Origin of the sequence: Peptoniphilus lacydonensis (assembly GCF_900106515.1) — a bacterium.
Lineage (GTDB): Bacteria > Bacillota > Clostridia > Tissierellales > Peptoniphilaceae > Peptoniphilus_A > Peptoniphilus_A lacydonensis.
Genome location: NZ_FNWF01000003.1, coordinates 704,489 through 722,228 on the forward strand (window position 1 = coordinate 704,489; position 17,740 = coordinate 722,228).

The following is a 17,740-nucleotide window of genomic DNA, read 5'->3' on the forward strand; positions in this document are numbered from 1 at the left end:
ACTGGAAAATAATATTCCAATAATAACCAATAAATTTACCTTTTTTTAATTTTTTCACATGACATATACTCTTTGTTAAAAACGTTATCTTAATCTTATTATACTTCATACATAAAAAAATCAAAATTATTTTTATTCTTCAATTAATTTGAAAACATTATCTAAATTGTCTATTAAGTCCCTTGCTCTTAAACTTGTTTTTGAATTTTTATTTGCATAAATATCTCCTGAAAGTCCATGAATATAAACTCCAAGTTTTGACGCATCAAATAAATTATAATTTTTCATAAAAGCAGAAATTATCCCTGTCAACACATCTCCTGATCCTGCTGTCGCCATGCCAGAGTTTCCCGTCTTATTTATATAAATTTCTTTGCTATTTGTCACAACTGTGTTGTGCCCCTTTAAGACTAAAATAACTTTATATTTTTTTGCAAATTCAACTGCAACTTTTTCTCTATTATTTTTTATCTCTTCTAAAGGTAGCCCAGTGAGCCTTCTAAATTCTCCTTCGTGTGGGGTTAAAATTGTTGTAAAATCTTTTCTTTTTCTCAATAATTCTAAATTTTTTGACAAAAGATTTAATCCATCTGCATCTATTAAAAGGTCTTTTTCTGTTTTTATTATTTTATAAAAAATAGACTTTGCATAATCTCCAAGACCCATGCCCGGTCCCATAGCTATTACATCAATTCCTTCTAAAAATTTCTCCATGTCATCTAAATCATCAAAACTTTTGGCTATGGGTTCAATAAATTTTATAGAGATTATGTCAAATATTTCTTTTGGCACAATATTATACACAAGTCCTGCACCTGATTTTAATGATGCATTTGATGAAAGATAACTTGACCCAGTCATTCCAATTGAACCACCAACTATGGCAACTTTTCCAAAGTCGCCCTTGTGCGTGTCTTCATCTCTATTTTTCCAGATTGATTTTATTTCTTCATTCAAAATAATTTTCCCTATTTTTTCTTCTTTCGTAAAATTTTCTTCAATTAATTTTGCCACTGCCACTGCATAATTTCTCTCGTGACTAATTGAGATTTCAAATTTATTATCAAAAACTTCTACATGAGGAACATCTTCTATGTATTTTATTCTTATGTCGTGAAAAGAAATTTGTCCAAGCCCTGTTGTCATTGCTTTCGCAACTGCTTCCTTTGCCGCAAACATACCTGCTGCTCTTTCATAAGGATGTTTCTTTTTTTGTATTCTTTTTATTTCATCTTCATTAAAAACTTTTTCTATAAAATTTTCGTGTTCATTCATTATTTTTTTTATTCTATTTACATCTACTATGTCTATGCCAATCAATGTATCACCTCATTTGACAAATCTTTTATTTTCGATTATTATATCATAAACAGTAGAATATTTGATGTTGAAGATATACAGTAAGCGAAAGCTGAATTACAATATCGGAGTCTTTTTAATTTTGAGGCCTTGGCGAAGAAAGGTGGTACCACGAATGCGTCCTTTCATCGTGAGGTTCTTTTTATTTTTTTGGAGGAATTTATGGAAAATGTATTTGATATTTTAAACGAAAGAGGCTATCTAGACCAGTGTACTTATGAAGATGAACTAAGAGAAATGTTAGGAAAAGAACCTGTAACTTTTTATGTTGGTTTTGATGCTACTGCTGACTCCCTAACTCTTGGTCACTTTATTCAAATTAGAGTAATGCAACATATGCAAAATGCAGGTCATATTCCAATAGCTTTACTAGGTGGTGGAACGACAACTATTGGTGACCCATCAGGCAAGAGCGACATGAGAACTCTTATGGATAGAGATACAATTAATTACAATGCAACTAGATTTAAAGAACAAATTTCAAACTTCTTAGATTTTTCAGAAGGCAAAGGCTATATTGAAAATAACGCTGATTGGTTAATGAAATTAAATTTCTTAGAATTTGTAAGAGAAATAGGTGTACACTTCTCTGTAAATAGAATGCTACAATTTGATTGCTACAAAAATAGAATGGAACAAGGTTTAACTTTCTTTGAATTCTCTTATATGCTAATGCAATCCTATGACTTTTTATATTTATACAGAAAGCATCATTGCAAATTAGAAGTCGGTGGCTCAGACCAATGGTCAAACATCTTAGGTGGCTATGAACTTGTAAGAAAATTAGAAAACGACAAAGTTTATGCCATGACTTTTAAACTTCTTACAACTGCGTCTGGCATTAAAATGGGTAAAACTATGGCTGGAGCAATTTGGCTTGACCCAGAAAAAACTACTCCATACGAAATGTTCCAATATCTTAGAAATTGCGATGACCGCGATGTAATTAAATTTATGAAACTTTTAACAATGCTTCCTCTTGATAAAATTGCTGAATATGAAAAATTAGAAGGAGCAGAACTCAATACAGCAAAAGAAGTTCTAGCATACGAAGTTGTAAAGGATATACATGGAGAAGAATCTGCAAAATCTGCACTTTCTGCATCTCGTTCTCTATTTGGTGGCGACAAGAATTCCGAAGATATTCCTTCAACAGAAATGTCATCTGACAAATTCAATGCACCTGTTGGAATTTTAAATTTAATGTCAGAACTTGGCCTTATAAAGACAAACTCTGAAGGAAGAAGACTTATAAATCAAGGTGGAGTAAGTATTGATGACAAAAAAATAAATGACCCTAAGCTTGAACTTACAAAAGATGATTTTAAAGATGGCGAAATTATTATAAGAAAAGGAAAAAAAGTTTATCACAAAGTTATTTTAAAGTGAGGTTAATATGAATTTAGAACCAAAAAAAGTTTTTGATTTTTTTGAAAAATTATCACAAATCCCAAGAGAATCTGGAAATGAAAGAGAAGTTTCCGATTTCCTAAAAAAATATGGAGAAGAAAAAGGTTATAAGGTAGTTCAAGACGAAAACTTAAATATAATTATGGAAGTGCCTGCTACTAGGGGTTTTGAAGATAAAGAAAAAGTGATTTTACAAGGTCACATGGATATGGTATGTGAAAAGGGAAAAGATTCAAAACACAATTTTTTGACTGACCCAATTGAACTTATCGTAGATGGCGATAATCTACACGCAAATGAAACAACTCTTGGTGCTGATGATGGCATTGGTGTTGCTATGGCAATGGCTCTTTGTGAAGAAGAACATGGCCCATTAAAAATTCTTGTAACTGTTTCAGAAGAAACTGATATGCATGGTGCAAAAAATCTTGATAAAAAATACTTAGATGGAAAATATTTAATTAATATTGATTCTGAAGAAGAAGGTGTTTTAACAGTTTCATCTGCCGGTGGAAAATTACTTCACTCAAAATTAAAAATTGATAGAGAAGACTACTCTGGCAATGCTTTTGCACTTAACCTTCATGGATTTTTGGGCGGTCACTCTGGAATGGAAATTGCTAACAACAAGGGCAATATGATAAAAGTAATTGCAGAAATTATAAATAAAATTCCTTCTGCCAAACTAATCGAATTAGATTGTGGTACAAAACAAAATGCCATACCTAGGGAAGGAAAAGTTTCCCTTGTCTGCGAAGAAAAAGAATTAAATGATGCAATCTCATTTGTAAAAGATAAATTCAAGGGGGTCGAAGGAGAATTAATTATTGGATGCGAAAAAATTTCTCCTACAGGAAAAGTTTTGACAGCAAAAGATACAAAAAAACTTGCAAAATACTTACTTGAACTTCCAACTGGTCCCCACACTTTTATAGATGAATCTAAAAAAGTACTTGAATCCTCATCAAATCTTGCAATAGTAAAATTAATTGAAGACACAATAGAAGTTTTTGTTTCGCTAAGGTTTGCAAGCTCTTCACTTTCCGAAGATTTTGGAAATATTTATATGGATATTGTAAAAAATTATGGTGCAGAAGCTGAATTTGAAAATCCATACCCAGAATGGGAATACAAAAAAGAATCTCAGTTTAGAGAAATTGTAAAGAATATTTACAGAGAAATGAACGGAAGAAAGATGGAAGAAGAATTTACTCATGGAGGACTTGAATGTGGTGTATTCTTCACAAAAAATAGGGACTTAGATATAATTTCCATTGGCCCAGACATCAGTGGAGCCCACTCACAAAAAGAAACTCTTTCAATTTCTTCAACCAAAAGAGTTTATGAACACTTAAAAAAAGTTCTTAAAAGCATTTAATATAAAAAATTAAGGAAGGTCTAGCCATGAAGGTATAGCCTTCCTTTTTACATACAAAAATTTAAAAATCTCTTTTTTATTACAGGTGTTTTTTATTTTCATGCCTATCTTTGTCATAAGTCTAAAAACCTAATCGGGTTTCAATATGTAATATTAATTCTTTATAAATCGAATAGTTTTATTTTTAATATTATTTACAAATTTTTTATTGCAATAACTTCATTTTCATTTAAAATCAATTGATCTGTCAAAGCTTCAACAATTAATAAACCTCTGCCATTACAACTTTTTTCTGTACAATTGTATAAAGATGTGTCAAAGTCCACACCACGTCCCTCATCTTTTACAATTATCTTTAAAGAATCATCATCTAAAATAAGTTTTAGACAAACTTTTTTATTTAAATCCTCTTCATTGCCATGCATTGCTCCATTTATTACAAGTTCATTTAATATAACCTTTATATCAAAAAGCTTCTCTTCGTCTTTTATAAATGAATCTAAATCCATTATTGCAGAATCTAAAAAACTTTTTATTAAAGACAAATCACTGTTGACAGAACCTTTGAATTTATATAAAGTATTCATACTTCTCACTCCATCCATTTAAACATTACCCAAATTATTTACAATTTAAACTCTTAAGATTTTGTACTATCAATAAATTATTTTAAAATACTACTGTATTATATTTATCAATTTGTTATAATAAAAGTATACTTGTAATGGCAAGTAATTTTAATAGGAGGAAGATTAAAATGAAAAAATATGAATGTACACTTTGCGGATATATTTATGATCCTGAAGTAGGCGATGAAGACAACGGTGTTAAAGCAGGTACTGCATTTGAAAACTTACCAGAAGATTGGACTTGCCCACTTTGCGGAGCTGAAAAATCTGACTTTGAAGTAGCCGAATAATTTTATTATAAAGAAGGTAAAAACCTTCTTTTTTTACATAAAAGGCCACTAGAATTAAATCTAGTAGCCTTTTATTTTTAATTAATTTCAAGATAATCAATTAGCGCCTTTGTAGTTTTAATTAAATCATCTAAGACAATATATTCTTCTTTTGTATGAACTTTCTCCATTCCAACTCCAATAATTAAAGAGTTAAAACCCTCTTCTGCAAAAAAGTTGGCATCAGATCCTCCGCCTATTACTACTTCTTTTGCATCTACTCCCACATTTTTATAAGATTTTAAAATATCTTTAGAAAAATCCATATCAGTAGGTCTAAGTGCTGGATAGTCAAGGGACTTTTCAAATTCATAGTCTTCTGCAAATTCTCTTACTATTTTTTCATATTCTTCTAATATTTCAAGAACATGTTTCTCATCATGTCCTCTGATTTCACCAGAAAATTCTACGCAATCTGGCACAACATTTTTAGGGAAATTTGAGTTTATTTTTGAAATATTTGAAGTAGTATACTCATCTATTCTAAGAGTTTTAAATTTTGCTATTGCCTTTGCTGCAAGTACAATGGCATTTATTCCCCTCTCTGGTTCAATTCCTGCGTGTGCAGATCTTCCCTTTATTTTAAATTTAAAAGAATAAGATGTTGGTGCTTTGTAGGCAACTTTGTCACAAGAGCCTGCGTTATCTACAACTATCATATTTTTTGCAGGCTTCATATTTTTATAAACTTTATTCCAATTAATATTTCTAGCTCCAAGCATCCCTACTTCTTCTCCAGGTGTGAAAATTGCATAAATATCTCTGTGCTTTATATTATTTTTAATAATATAATAAATGGAATATAAGACTGATGCAACTCCACCTTTGTCATCTCCTCCTAGAGTAGTAGCGCCATCACTTTTCCAAACTTTTTCATCCTTAATTATTTTTAAATTCTTATTTGGTTCTATTACATCCATGTGGTTGGAAAAAGTTACTCCTCCTCCTTCTCCTTTAAACTTTGCAAAAATTGTTGGAGCACTCCCTCCGTATCTGTCATTTGATTTATCTAAATAAATTTCTCCACCAAGGTCTTCCAAAAAAGAAATAATATATTTTGCCACATTCTCTTCTTTTTTTGATGGTGAATGTATTAATAATAGTTCTTCAAAAATTTCTAAAAGCTTTCCCTTATCAAAATCTTTCATAATTCCTCCTAAGAATTTTTATTTATAGTATCCAGCTGTGTTCTTGCAAAGTAAATTGAAGAAAAAACTGTCACAAGTGTAATTAAAAATGTCAAGTTGTATGGAAATAGTCCAACGATTTTTGTCATTGCAAAGGAAACTGCAAGTGCAAAAACTCCTGTCTTAAAAGATTTTACAGAAAATTGTGCAAAGATTCCCCCATAAAGTGCAGGTATAATAAGAGTTAAAACTTCCTTTATATTTTCTGGCAAATTTACAATTACAGTTTGAGCAAAAATTGTAGAAACAATTACAAAAAAAGTTGCAACATAAATTGAAACTGCAATTCCAATTGTCCCCATCATTGATCCTTCATCTGTTCCTTGCTTGTAACCAGATCCTGCAATCGCAGAAACTGCTGCAGGTATTTTTAAATTTACACTATTTCCAGAAAGTGTTGACATATATAAACCCGCAGCTCCAACTATTGGATAATTTGCAATGGGTTCAGAAAAATAAAACGCTCCTGAAACAGACATCTGAGAAATTGCACCTGTAACTATTGCAGCTATCCCTGGATTTAGTCCATAATAAAAAGTCATTAGCATTGGTGGAAGAAGCACAGCAATCATTCCTAATAACATTGATAATCTTCCAAATTTGTGAATTGATTTAGAGAATTTTTCGTAAGCTGTCATTTTGTCCTCCTTAAAATATTAATTGTGAAAAAATTGCGCCTAAAAACATTGCAAAAGTAAGACCCCAATCTCTTAGCCAAGTATATTTACTTCCAAGTTTTTGACATATAAACATAATTATAAATCCAAACACTGTTGCAAAAGTCATCTTTGGATTTGTATTTATTTTTAATAAATTATCTACACAAAAATATGCAAAAGCTCCTAGCATTGCTCCCACAGAAACTGCTGGCAACATTGCCTTTCTTCCTCCAGTCAAAAAGTGATTTACAGATTCCATTTTATGGCCAAAGATTATCATAAATATTAACCAACCCATTACTCCAAGAGCTGGAGTCCAAAGTGCATTTGCAAAAACAACAGGATTCATTGAAGTTGAAAGTTCTGCTCCCATAGCTTTCGCCCCAAAATTAGCAGCCATAGTTTCGTAATTTGTCCCTCCAATAACAGACATTCTAAGTGCTGTGACTGGAGCCCCTAATGTTACAATAAGTGCAAGTATAGATCCGCAAATTCCAAGTGCAGGGCCAATAGATGAAACTAGGGCAGTTACTATTCCTTTTTTTACTTTTTCCCTGTCCATATTCATTTCCTTACTTGCTTTTAAAGCCTTCCTAAGCATATAAGTTCCTTGAACTAGTACAAGAATAATGCCAACAGAACAAGCTATATAAAGAAGCGGACTATTGGCATAAGCCCATTGATCTTTCATAAATATCCTTCCTTTCTGAAATAAAATTATCCTTATAATAACACATCTTGTCTTTTAAATAAATTTATAACTTATAAAATTTTTGAACTTATTACTATACAAATTTCATCAACATTTATTAAAAAGAAACCCTCCTTACTAATTTTTAGTAAAGAGGGCTTCTAAAATTTTTAACTTTCTTCCAAAATAATTTTCCACTTATCCAAACCTTCTAATTCATTTTTGGAAAGCTCTGGAAATTTTGGATCCATTTCCTTTAATTTTTCCAAAATAACTTCTGAAACTAGATACCTTGAGAACCATTTTCTATCTGCAGGAACAATATACCATGGAGCAACTTTCGTAGAAGTCTTCACTAGCATATCTTCATAAGCCTTCATATAATCATCAAAATATTTTCTTTCTGTTATGTCAGAACTTGCAAATTTCCAATTCTTTTCAGGATTTTCAATTCTCTCCATAAGCCTTTGTTTTTGTTCATCTTTTGAAACATGAAGGAAAAATTTTACAATTTTAATCCCATTGTTTGACAAATATTCTTCAAAATTATTTATCTCATCAAATCTCTTGTCCCAAATATCTTTAGTCACCAAATTTTTTGGAAAAGGCTGATCTAAAACTAGATTATGAACTCTCGAAACCAAAACATCTTCGTAATGACTTCTGTTAAAAATCCCAATCTCTCCTCTTCCAGGTAATTCTCTATTTATTCTCCAAAGATAATCATGATCTAATTCATTTTCACTTGGTTTTTTAAAGGACACTACTTTAGTTCCCTGAGGATTTACCCCTGTCATAATATTTTTTATTAAAGAGTCTTTTCCTGCTGCATCCATTGCCTGCAAAACTATTAAGAGAGCTCTATTATTTTCTGCATATAACTTCTCTTGATATTTTCCTATCTTTTCGATGTTTTCTGGAATTAAAACTTCTTTTACTTCTTCTTTTTCAAGCTTTCCATTATAAGAAGTTGGAACCTTATATAAATCTAACTTCTTCTTTTCATTTACCAAATATTTTTCTATTTTCATTAAAACCTCGCAATCTCCTTTGAAAAAATAATTGAAGACTCAATTATTTGTGTAGTTACTTGATGTTCTACAATAGCTATTAGAACTTCTCCTATCTTCAATTCTCCTATATCTGAAAACCCATTTCTAAATACTTCATAATTCCCTTCTTCTCTATTATATCTAAAATTAAAAATTTTCACATTTATTTTGAAATTAAAAATAAAAAACGCCATTTATGAGTGGCGCTTATTTCTTAATATTAAAAATTACTTTACTTTCCATGTGGGAGGAGTAACTCCCTTTGACTCTAAAAATTCATTTGCTCTTGAAAAAGGTTTTGAACCAAAAAATCCTCTGTGAGCAGAAAGTGGTGAAGGATGTGGCCCCTCAATTATAAGATGATTTTTATTATTTATAAATTTCTTCCTTTCTTTTGCATGGTTTCCCCACAATATATATACAACTGGATCTTTTTTTTCGTTAATTTTTTCTATCACTGCATTTGTAAAAATTTCCCAACCAATTTTTGAATGACTCATTGGCTGATGAGCTCTCACTGTTAGTGTTGTGTTTAAAAGCATAATGCCCTGATCTGCCCAAGATTTTAAATAACCAGTGTTTGGAATTTCTAATCCAAGATCTGAATTTAATTCTTTATAAATATTAGCAAGAGAAGGTGGAATTTTAACTCCTTCTTTTACTGAAAAAGCAAGCCCATGTGCCTGCCCCACATTGTGATAAGGATCCTGTCCTAGAATCAAAACCTTTAAATTCTCATAAGATGTATAGTGAAAAGCATTGAAAATATCTGTGGCCTTTGGAAAAACTTCATAATTTCTATACTCCTCAATTAAAAGTTTTCTCAAACTTTTATAATAGTCTTTTTCAAATTCACCTTCCAATATTTCTTGCCAATCGTTATTAAAAATTTTCTTCAAAATATCATCTCCTGAAAAAATCAAAAATACTCTTTTTGATAGTTGGATCAATTAGTTCTTCCAATTCTTTTCTGCTATTTTCTGTTGCAAAAATTACTAATCTATCGCCTTTTTCAATTTTAGTATTTCCTCTTGGGATTACAGCAGAATTGTCGTATCTAATTATGCCTCCAATAACAACTTCTTTGTGCAAATTAATTTCTGACAATTTTTTTCCTATATAAATAAAATCATCTGGGATTTTTACTTCATAAACCTGAGCCTTTCCTCCAAACATATAATTTACAGAAACCTTCATCTCACTATTAATAAGCTTAATAATTTCATTTGCAACAATTACTTTTGGATCAATTATTCTGTGTATTCCAAGATTTTCTAACACAGTTTTATAATTATTTTCATTTTGAATAACTATATTTCTTTTAACTCCATGATTCCTAGCTAAAAGACCAAGCACTACATTTAATTCATCTGAATCCGTCATAGAAATAAATACTGTTTCCTTAGAAATACCTTCATCTTCAAAAATTTCTTCATTTCTCAAACTTTTATTTACTACAAAAGCTCTCGTAAATTTTTTTCTATAAATTTTAAATTTTTCTCTATTTGGTTCAATTATTTTTAAATTTGCATTTTTTAAATCTGATATAATTCCATTAAAAATTTCATCGCCTGATGCTATAACAATATCTCTTTCTTCCTTTTTTTCTTTTATTTCAAAATGAGAATATTTAAAATTCCTTATGTCCTTTGATAGACCCATAAGATAAATATAATCGCCTCTTTTTAAAATAGTGTCCCCATCTGGAACAATCAATTCACCTTCTCTTAAAATTCCCACAACTAAAATCGTAGAAAGAGATCCTATATCTTTAATTTTTAAATTTTCAAAATCTTCATCCATATCAATTAAATGACCTGTGACTTCAATTTTTCCTCTTCCAAAATAATCTGCTTCATAATAATTTGAAGATCCAATTAATTTTGTGGCAAGTTTGGCACATTCAATGCTACAATTAAAAATATTTACAATATTGGGAAGTGCATTTTTTATAATTCCCATTTCTGATATATTCTCCATATCGTCTAGACGGAGAATTACTTTTACATCTAAATCTTTAAATAAAGATGCTATTATTAAATTCGTCTTATCGCTATCTGTTGCAATTATTGCATAATCATAGGAATCAAGGTTAATTTTTAGAATGAACTTTTCATCTAAAACGTCGCCTTTTATTTTATTTACAGTATTTGTAATATTTCCAAAATTTTCTTCTACCCTATCTACAACATCTATATCAAACTTCTCAAGACTAAGTGTATTTGCAATTGTAGAACCAACTTTTCCAGAACCAACAATTAAAATTTTCATTATAATTTTATAATTTCCTTTCTATGACTTCTTTTGCTAAATAATGCTAAAATTGTAAAAAACTCAAGTCTTCCAAGAAGCATTAAAGCACTAAAATATATTTTGAAAAAATCGCTATAAAAATGAAAATTCTTTGTTGGCCCTATATCTCCAAATCCAGGTCCCACATTTGAAAGTGCAGTTGCCACAGACGAAAAACCTGTTACAATATCTACTCCTGAGAGTGTTACAATTGCCGTAGATAAAATTGCAATTACAAAATAAGTTCCTAAATAAGCATTTATACCAAGTACAACTTCATCGGAAAGTGACTTCCCATCTGAAATTACAGGCAGTACTGCTTTTGGATGCGTAGCTTTTTTCATCTCTCTTTTTATCAATTTTAAAAGTAGAGATATTCTTGTAATTTTAATTCCTCCACCAGTTGATCCTGCACATCCTCCAAATAACATTAGTATTAGCAAAATAAATTTTGAAAAGCTTGGCCACAAATCATAATCTGCACTGGCAAATCCAGATGTAGATGCTATCGAAGTAACTTGAAAAGCTGAATCCCTAAAAGCCATAAGTGGTTCTGTATAATCATTGTGATATAAGTCAATTGTAATTAAAATAATTGATATAACTATAATTTTTATCCAAAGTTTAAGCTCATCATTTGCAAAAACTTCTTTAAATTTTTTCTTTGCTAAAAGAGCATAAATTGTAAAGCTTGTCGAACTTAAAAACATAAAAAAAGACAATATAAAGTGCACTGAATATCCACTATAACTCATTAGAGAATCTCCATAGGAAGAAAAACCTCCTGTGCCTACAACTCCAAAGGTGTGAACTACTGAATCAAAAATAGGCATGCCTGCAAAAATTAAGCACATAAAAAGTGTCAATGTCAAAATCATATATATAATATAAAGTCTTTTAGAAGATCCAGAAATTGTTGATTCAATTTTACCTGCAACTGGTCCAGGGGATTCTGCTTTATAAATTTGAAAACCACCTACTCCTAATCTTGGAAGAAGACTTACAGTAAAAACGAGTATACCCATTCCACCAATCCAATGTGTTGTAGATCTCCAAAGTATTACAGATCTTGGAAAAGATTCTATATCGGATATTACTGATGCTCCCGTAGTTGTAAATCCTGATACGATTTCAAAAAAAGAATCTACATAACTCATATCGCCTGCTATAAAAAGAGGAAGTGCACCTATAAGAGATGCTACAATCCAAGACAATGTTACAATTAAAATTCCATCCCTGGGCGAAAGAGCTCTCTTTTTTATTTTTAACTTTAACAAAAGAAATCCAAGAAGTATTGCTATTGCCATGGGAATCAAAAATCCCTTTGCACTTCCATCATTTTCCACATATCCCAAAATAAGCGAGGGCATCATAAAAGCAGTTTCAATTAATAAAATATAACCAAGTATTTTTGATATTAATTTATAATTCATCTTTTTTTCCTCTGCCTTTCAAAGATTTAATCACATCGCTTAACCTACCTTCAGACGAAAAAATTTTTTGGACTTTTGCTGCAATTTGGTGCATTGAAAATAAAATAATTCTATCTCCTGACTCAAGTACAGTTTTTCCATTTGGAACTAGCATTTCTTTATTTCTAACTATTGCGATAATTAAAACTCCATCAGGCAAATTTAAATTCTCTATTTCTTTTCCACAAACTAAATGACTTGATTTTATAATTAATTCTATACATTCCACTTTCCCATTTAAAAGTAAATGAAGTGAAAGAGAACTCTTCCCTCTAATTTCTTTTAAAATTTCAGCAGCAGTTATATAAGATGTATTAAAAACTGCATCTATATCTAACCTGTCCAAAACTTTGTCATAATTTGTCCTAGAAATTTTTGCAACAGATTTATAAATTCCCGTCTGTTTTGCAACAAGGGACATAAGCAGATTTGCTTCATCAATTCCCGTTGCAGCTACAAAAGAATCATAAGTGTGTACCATTTCTTCTTGAAGTATTGCTATATCAGTTCCATCTCCATTTATTATGTTTGCATCTGGAACCATTTCTTTTAATTGAAGACATCTCTCCCTATTTATTTCAACTATTGTCACTTCAATATTTTCTTTTAAAAGTAACATTGCAAGATAAAGACCAGTCTTGCCACCACCTAAAATCATTGTGTTCCTAAGTGATTTAGTTCTATTTACCCCTGTGTGCTCTTTGTCAAAATTTTCAATACTTTCTGATTTCCCAGCGAAAATTATTACATCATTTTCTTCTAGTACTGTTCTACCGTTTGGAATTATTGCTTCTCCATTTCTTGAAATTGCAGAAATAAGGAGGTCATTTATTTTCTCAATATCCATTATTTTTTTCCCAATAAAATTAGGGTCATTTCCAATATTAAATTCAACTAGAGAAACTTTTCCTCCAGCAAATTCATCAGAATAAAGTTGATATCTTTTCATCAAATACTTTACAATTGATCTTGCCGTTGCATAATCTGGATTTATAATCTTATCTATCTCAAGTTCCTCAGAAATAAAATCTAAATGCTTTCTATACTCTGGATCTCTTACTCTTGCTATGGCAAATTTTGCTCCAAGCTTTTTAGAAATTGTACATAAAATTACATTGGCCTCATCATTTGTAGTCGTTGCAATTACATAATCATAATTAGAAATCTCTAGTTCTTCCAATACACCAAAGTCAAGAGCATTTGCACAGATACTAAAAACATCTAGAGAATTTGAAATATTTTCAATTACATCTTCATTGTTGTCTACAACAGTTACCTCATAATTTTCATCTAATAGCGAAGCTGCAATTCTATGTCCTAACTTCCCGGCACCTACAACTAAAGCCTTCATCTCTTCCTCCTAAAAAATTGAATTTAATTTTATTTCAAAATCGTAATCTTTATAAAGCGATTCTAATTTTTCTTCAAGCCCATCCTTTAGGGCATCTTTTTCTTCTGAAGTTACAATGCTATCAGCATTGTAATCAATATCTATATAAATTTTATTATCTTCAAGTACTATGTCGTGAAAAGAATAAATATTCAAACTCTTCCTTATAATTTTCTTTAAATCTTCTGAAACAGATTTAATAATTGCACTACTACTTCCTAGAGGATCAGCATGTATAACTAACTTTATCCCCAAAAGCCTAGATACTTCTCTTTCAACTTTATCTACAATGTTGTGGGCTTCTTCTAGAGTTAGATTATAATCTAATGCAGCATCAATTAATACGATAATATTTTCTGGTCCAAAATCCGTCACCATAATATTGTGAACATTGGATATCCCTTCGTAATTAGAAACTTTAGATTTAATTTCATGTTTTGTTTCTTCAGATAAACCTCTTCCTAATATTATAGAAATAGTTTCGTAAATAAGTGACAGTGCTGTGTAAAGTATAAATAATGCAACTAATGCCCCAACATATCCATCTAAAATCTTTTCTGTAAATTTTTCAATTATTATAGAAATAATTACCACAAGAGTTATCAAAGTATCACTAAGAGAATCCTTCTCTTGTGCTTTAATTGTCACAGAATCAATAGCATCTGCTATATGAGAATATAAAGACGCTTGCCAAAATTTAACAATAACTGAGATAATTAAAATTACAATTGTGTACTTTGGATAAAAAATCTTTTCAGGATGGATAATTCTAGAAACAGAACTTCTTAAAAATTGAAATCCAACAGAAAGAACAATACCACTAACAACCAGAGAAATCAAATATTCAAGTCGTCCATGACCATAGGGATGATTCTTATCTTTTGGCTTAGATGCAAGTTTTATTCCAAAAATAGAAATTATTGAGCTAACACAATCTGTTATATTGTTTACAGCATCTGATAAAATAGAAATTGAGCCTGTAAAAATATATAAGATTATTTTCAATAAAGCCACTAAAATATTTGAAATTAATCCAAGAAAAGAAGTTTCCTTGGATATTTTTACTCTATCATAGCCATAGCTATTTTGACCTCTTTTTAAAATGAGTTTCCAAAACATTTATATCTCCATAAAATAAAAAATTAAAAACAACTTGAAAATAGCAATAAATACTCTAATTATAAACATTATAGCACTAGAATATTTTTTATTAAAGACAAAGAAAATATGCTACTCAAAACTCACAAATTAATATATTATTATTCTCTTAGTTTATTATTGTCTTTTTATAAAAATAATAAAAGGCGAGTTTCCTCGCCAAAGTAATTTTAATTTAAAGTATAAAGTTTAAATAAATTTTTTAAGTTCTGGAAGAAGTAATCCTTCTGCTACTTCTTTTGCCTTCTCTTTTGAATCTAATATTTCTACAACTTTTATTCCAAGTAGCATCGCAAGTGCTGGCCCCATTGCTGTCACTATATTTTCATCTTCCACTACTGCTTCATCCAATGGATTTTTTACCTTTAAGCTTTCTTCTACTCCTGGATAACAGGTAAATTTATTCTCTTTCAAAAGATTTGCTGCATCTAAAACCTGTGGTCCTGCACAAATTGCAATTATTTTTTTCTCTTCATCATTAAATAAATTTGCACACTCAACTACTTTTTTATCTTTTTTCAAATTTGTAGCTCCCGGTTGTCCTCCAGGTATATACATTGCCTTGTAATCTTCTATATTTATTTCATCAAAATTTTTATCAGAAATTACTTTTACATCATGTGTTCCTCTTACTTCGTATCTGTCAGTAATAGAAACTGTGTCAACTTTTAGTCCAGCACGTCTACAAATATCTACAACAGTTAGCGCTTCAATTTCTTCAAAACCATCTGCTAAAAATACTAATAAATCTTTCATAATATCCTCCTAAGAAAAATTATTTTTCCATTATAGAATCAATTGCATTTATTATACTTGATCTAAAACCATCTTTCTCTAAACTTTTTAAGCCCTTAATAGTTGTGCCAGCAGGTGTTGTAACTTGGTCTTTTAACACTCCTGGGTGAAGTTCACTATCTCTTACTAATTTTGCAGATCCCAATACAGCTTGCGATATACATTTATAAGCTACATCCCTTTTCATTCCATGTGAAACTGCAGCATCTGCTGCTGCTTCTATAAACATATAAACATAGGCAGGCATACAACCACACACTGCTTCGTGAATTTTTATATTTTTTTCTTCAACAATTTCTGTTTCCCCAAAGGAAGAAAGAATTTCTCTAATTTCTTCTAATTCTTCACGAGATATATTTTCCCCTGGACAAATTCCAGTCATAGAATTTAAAATCTTTGCAGGTGTATTTGGCATTGCCATAAGTAATTTTTTCCCAGGAAGCTTTTCTTCCAATTTTTTTAAATCATAACTTGATGTAACCGAAATTATAATCTGATCTGTAATATCTTTTTTTATTTTTTCCAAAACTTCATCATATACAAAAGGTTTTACAGTTAAAATTATTGCATCAGAATTTTTTACAACTTCATTTTCCGAATCTACAATCTTAGCATTTTTAAAATCTTTAAAAGTCTCTTTTTTTTCTTCATCTCTATCGTATAAAAAAGTTTCTATTTCATTATTTAAAAGCCCGCTTGCCATGGCAGATCCCATATTCCCAAGTCCAATTATTCCCATTTTCATCGCAATCACTCCTTTTCTTAATTATACACGAATTTATATAAATTTTCATTTATGTGCTATAATTAATTAGGTGATTTAATGAAAAAAATTTCTTTGTCAAAATTATTTTTGACATTTTTTAAAATTAACGCAATAACTTTTGGCGGTGGCTATACAATTGTTCCTGTAATAAAGGACATTTTTGTATCAGATTATAAATTAATTGAAGAAGACGAAATGATGGATATAGTTGCCATCTCTCAAGGTGGTCCTGGTGCAATGGCGATATCTTGTTCCGTTTTGACAGGATATTATTTGAGAGGACCTATTGGTGCTGTAACTTGTCTTATAGCATCATCTTTACCCTGTTTAATAATCTTATCTGTGATTTCAAATTTTTATCAAGAATTTAAATCTAATTTTTTTATAAACGCAGCCCTAGAAGGTATTAGCGGAATAATTTCAGCTGTTTTATTTATAACTGTTTTTAGAATGGGAAAATCTTCCTACCAAAAAAATCCACGTTTCACTATTTTTATGTTAGTTTTAGTATTCTTAGTTGGATTTTTTACAGATATAAACACAGGATTAATTATTTTATTCTGTGCAGTTGCAGGTATTTCTTATTTTAGCGTAATGGAGAGATATAAAAATGTTTAATTTATTTTTAATATTTTTTAAAATCGGATGCTTGGCATTTGGCGGTGGATATGCAGTAATTCCTCTAATATCAAAATATGTTGTAGAGCAAAACGCCTGGATCACAACTAGGGAATTTATAGATTTAATTTCAATTTCACAAATGACACCAGGACCAATTGCAATTAATTCTGCAACCTTTGTAGGTCAAAATGTATATGGAATAATTGGCTCTATTGTTGCCACAATGGGTCTTATCCTTCCACAATTTGTTTTGATGATGGTACTTGGATATTATTTATTTAGTAAAAATAAAAAGTTTAAAATTATGGACTATTCTCTTCTCGGCATAAAAGCTGGAGTTGTGTCACTTATTTTTATAACAACATTAAAGCTATTTAAGTCATCAGTATTTCCGGAAGGATTTCAAATTGACGGTATGAGTCTATCTGCACTTATTTCTTTTATAATTGGCTTTACTTTATATACAAAAAAAATAGACCTATTCAAATTAATAGGTCTAGGTGCTGCTATTGGAATAGCAACAAAATATATTTTAAATCTTATTTAAAGAGC

At 30.2% G+C, this 17,740-nt stretch carries 18 protein-coding genes; 5 read left to right on the forward strand and 13 right to left on the reverse strand.

Annotated elements, in window-relative coordinates; genetic code table 11:
* Positions 1-132: 132 nt before the first annotated feature.
* The gene (locus BQ5450_RS05135; RefSeq protein WP_071126175.1) at positions 133-1,320 is read right to left on the reverse strand and encodes an NAD(P)H-hydrate dehydratase; all 1,188 of its coding nucleotides are present in this window, start codon (positions 1,318-1,320) and stop codon (positions 133-135) included.
* A 201-nt stretch (positions 1,321-1,521) separates the two neighbouring features.
* On the opposite strand from BQ5450_RS05135, the gene tyrS reads away from it, so the two are divergent.
* Positions 1,522-2,748 carry a tyrosine--tRNA ligase gene (tyrS, locus tag BQ5450_RS05140; RefSeq protein WP_071126176.1) on the forward strand — a complete coding sequence of 409 codons (1,227 nt, stop codon included), beginning with the start codon at positions 1,522-1,524 and terminating at the stop codon, positions 2,746-2,748.
* 7 nt (positions 2,749-2,755) lie between these two features.
* Positions 2,756-4,147, forward strand: a complete 1,392-nt coding sequence (gene pepD, locus BQ5450_RS05145) for a beta-Ala-His dipeptidase (RefSeq protein ID WP_071126177.1) — start codon at positions 2,756-2,758, stop codon at positions 4,145-4,147.
* Between the two features lie 194 nt (positions 4,148-4,341).
* Here pepD and BQ5450_RS05150 read toward each other — a convergent pair whose 3' ends face one another.
* Positions 4,342-4,734: an ATP-binding protein gene (locus BQ5450_RS05150; RefSeq protein ID WP_010245902.1), complete on the reverse strand. Its 393-nt coding sequence runs from the start codon at positions 4,732-4,734 to the stop codon at positions 4,342-4,344.
* Positions 4,735-4,904: 170 nt separating this feature from the next.
* Here BQ5450_RS05150 and rd point away from each other — a divergent pair, with 170 nt between their 5' ends.
* Positions 4,905-5,066 carry a rubredoxin gene (gene rd / locus BQ5450_RS05155; protein ID WP_010245898.1) on the forward strand — a complete coding sequence of 54 codons (162 nt, stop codon included), beginning with the start codon at positions 4,905-4,907 and terminating at the stop codon, positions 5,064-5,066.
* Positions 5,067-5,143: 77 nt separating this feature from the next.
* Here the strand turns inward: rd and BQ5450_RS05160 are convergent, their stop codons facing one another.
* The 11 genes from BQ5450_RS05160 to proC all read right to left on the reverse strand — a co-directional run bounded on the left by BQ5450_RS05160 (position 5,144) and on the right by proC (position 16,546).
* On the reverse strand, positions 5,144-6,253 hold the full coding sequence (locus BQ5450_RS05160) for a M20/M25/M40 family metallo-hydrolase (protein WP_071126178.1): 1,110 nt from the start codon (positions 6,251-6,253) through the stop codon (positions 5,144-5,146).
* An 8-nt stretch (positions 6,254-6,261) separates the two neighbouring features.
* Positions 6,262-6,930, reverse strand: coding sequence for a hypothetical protein (locus BQ5450_RS05165; RefSeq protein WP_010245892.1), 669 nt, complete (start codon positions 6,928-6,930; stop codon positions 6,262-6,264).
* A 10-nt stretch (positions 6,931-6,940) separates the two neighbouring features.
* Positions 6,941-7,642 carry a DUF5058 family protein gene (locus BQ5450_RS05170; protein WP_010245889.1) on the reverse strand — a complete coding sequence of 234 codons (702 nt, stop codon included), beginning with the start codon at positions 7,640-7,642 and terminating at the stop codon, positions 6,941-6,943.
* Positions 7,643-7,812: 170 nt separating this feature from the next.
* Complete coding sequence (locus tag BQ5450_RS05175; RefSeq protein ID WP_071126179.1) at positions 7,813-8,673, reverse strand: polyphosphate kinase 2 family protein; 861 nt, start codon at positions 8,671-8,673, stop codon at positions 7,813-7,815.
* Positions 8,674-8,921: 248 nt separating this feature from the next.
* A complete protein-coding gene (locus BQ5450_RS05185) occupies positions 8,922-9,593 on the reverse strand; it encodes a uracil-DNA glycosylase (RefSeq protein ID WP_026038599.1) in 672 nt (223 codons plus the stop codon).
* 4 nt (positions 9,594-9,597) lie between these two features.
* The gene (locus BQ5450_RS05190) at positions 9,598-10,965 is read right to left on the reverse strand and encodes an NAD-binding protein (protein ID WP_010245875.1); all 1,368 of its coding nucleotides are present in this window, start codon (positions 10,963-10,965) and stop codon (positions 9,598-9,600) included.
* Complete coding sequence (locus tag BQ5450_RS05195) at positions 10,965-12,419, reverse strand: TrkH family potassium uptake protein (protein ID WP_010245872.1); 1,455 nt, start codon at positions 12,417-12,419, stop codon at positions 10,965-10,967. Before BQ5450_RS05195 ends, BQ5450_RS05190 begins: the two co-directional genes overlap by 1 nt.
* Positions 12,409-13,809, reverse strand: a complete 1,401-nt coding sequence (gene trkA / locus BQ5450_RS05200; RefSeq protein WP_010245869.1) for a Trk system potassium transporter TrkA — start codon at positions 13,807-13,809, stop codon at positions 12,409-12,411. Before trkA ends, BQ5450_RS05195 begins: the two co-directional genes overlap by 11 nt.
* Positions 13,810-13,818: 9 nt before the next feature.
* Positions 13,819-14,967, reverse strand: coding sequence for a cation diffusion facilitator family transporter (locus BQ5450_RS05205; protein WP_071126180.1), 1,149 nt, complete (start codon positions 14,965-14,967; stop codon positions 13,819-13,821).
* Positions 14,968-15,195: 228 nt separating this feature from the next.
* Positions 15,196-15,762 carry a DJ-1 family glyoxalase III gene (locus BQ5450_RS05210; protein ID WP_010245862.1) on the reverse strand — a complete coding sequence of 189 codons (567 nt, stop codon included), beginning with the start codon at positions 15,760-15,762 and terminating at the stop codon, positions 15,196-15,198.
* 19 nt (positions 15,763-15,781) lie between these two features.
* Positions 15,782-16,546: a pyrroline-5-carboxylate reductase gene (proC, locus tag BQ5450_RS05215; RefSeq protein WP_010245859.1), complete on the reverse strand. Its 765-nt coding sequence runs from the start codon at positions 16,544-16,546 to the stop codon at positions 15,782-15,784.
* Positions 16,547-16,624: 78 nt separating this feature from the next.
* On the opposite strand from proC, the gene BQ5450_RS05220 reads away from it, so the two are divergent.
* Positions 16,625-17,185: a chromate transporter gene (locus BQ5450_RS05220; protein ID WP_071126181.1), complete on the forward strand. Its 561-nt coding sequence runs from the start codon at positions 16,625-16,627 to the stop codon at positions 17,183-17,185.
* Positions 17,178-17,735 carry a chromate transporter gene (locus BQ5450_RS05225; protein ID WP_071126182.1) on the forward strand — a complete coding sequence of 186 codons (558 nt, stop codon included), beginning with the start codon at positions 17,178-17,180 and terminating at the stop codon, positions 17,733-17,735. The genes BQ5450_RS05220 and BQ5450_RS05225 overlap by 8 nt, the downstream gene beginning before the upstream one ends.
* Positions 17,736-17,740 lie beyond the last annotated feature (5 nt).

Bases quoted from the DNA above. Each gene is read 5' to 3' on its own strand.
- BQ5450_RS05210 (WP_010245862.1), bottom strand. From the start codon at position 15,762: ATGAAAGATTTATTAGTATTTTTAGCAGATGGTTTTGAAGAAATTGAA.
- BQ5450_RS05170 (WP_010245889.1), bottom strand. From the start codon at position 7,642: ATGAAAGATCAATGGGCTTATGCCAATAGTCCGCTTCTTTATATAGCT.
- pepD (WP_071126177.1), top strand. From the start codon at position 2,756: ATGAATTTAGAACCAAAAAAAGTTTTTGATTTTTTTGAAAAATTATCA.
- BQ5450_RS05225 (WP_071126182.1), top strand. From the start codon at position 17,178: ATGTTTAATTTATTTTTAATATTTTTTAAAATCGGATGCTTGGCATTT.
- BQ5450_RS05220 (WP_071126181.1), top strand. From the start codon at position 16,625: ATGAAAAAAATTTCTTTGTCAAAATTATTTTTGACATTTTTTAAAATT.
- BQ5450_RS05195 (WP_010245872.1), bottom strand. From the start codon at position 12,419: ATGAATTATAAATTAATATCAAAAATACTTGGTTATATTTTATTAATT.
- BQ5450_RS05160 (WP_071126178.1), bottom strand. From the start codon at position 6,253: ATGAAAGATTTTGATAAGGGAAAGCTTTTAGAAATTTTTGAAGAACTA.
- BQ5450_RS05175 (WP_071126179.1), bottom strand. From the start codon at position 8,673: ATGAAAATAGAAAAATATTTGGTAAATGAAAAGAAGAAGTTAGATTTA.
- BQ5450_RS05205 (WP_071126180.1), bottom strand. From the start codon at position 14,967: ATGTTTTGGAAACTCATTTTAAAAAGAGGTCAAAATAGCTATGGCTAT.
- tyrS (WP_071126176.1), top strand. From the start codon at position 1,522: ATGGAAAATGTATTTGATATTTTAAACGAAAGAGGCTATCTAGACCAG.
- rd (WP_010245898.1), top strand. From the start codon at position 4,905: ATGAAAAAATATGAATGTACACTTTGCGGATATATTTATGATCCTGAA.
- BQ5450_RS05190 (WP_010245875.1), bottom strand. From the start codon at position 10,965: ATGAAAATTTTAATTGTTGGTTCTGGAAAAGTTGGTTCTACAATTGCA.
- BQ5450_RS05150 (WP_010245902.1), bottom strand. From the start codon at position 4,734: ATGAATACTTTATATAAATTCAAAGGTTCTGTCAACAGTGATTTGTCT.
- trkA (WP_010245869.1), bottom strand. From the start codon at position 13,809: ATGAAGGCTTTAGTTGTAGGTGCCGGGAAGTTAGGACATAGAATTGCA.
- proC (WP_010245859.1), bottom strand. From the start codon at position 16,546: ATGAAAATGGGAATAATTGGACTTGGGAATATGGGATCTGCCATGGCA.
- BQ5450_RS05165 (WP_010245892.1), bottom strand. From the start codon at position 6,930: ATGACAGCTTACGAAAAATTCTCTAAATCAATTCACAAATTTGGAAGA.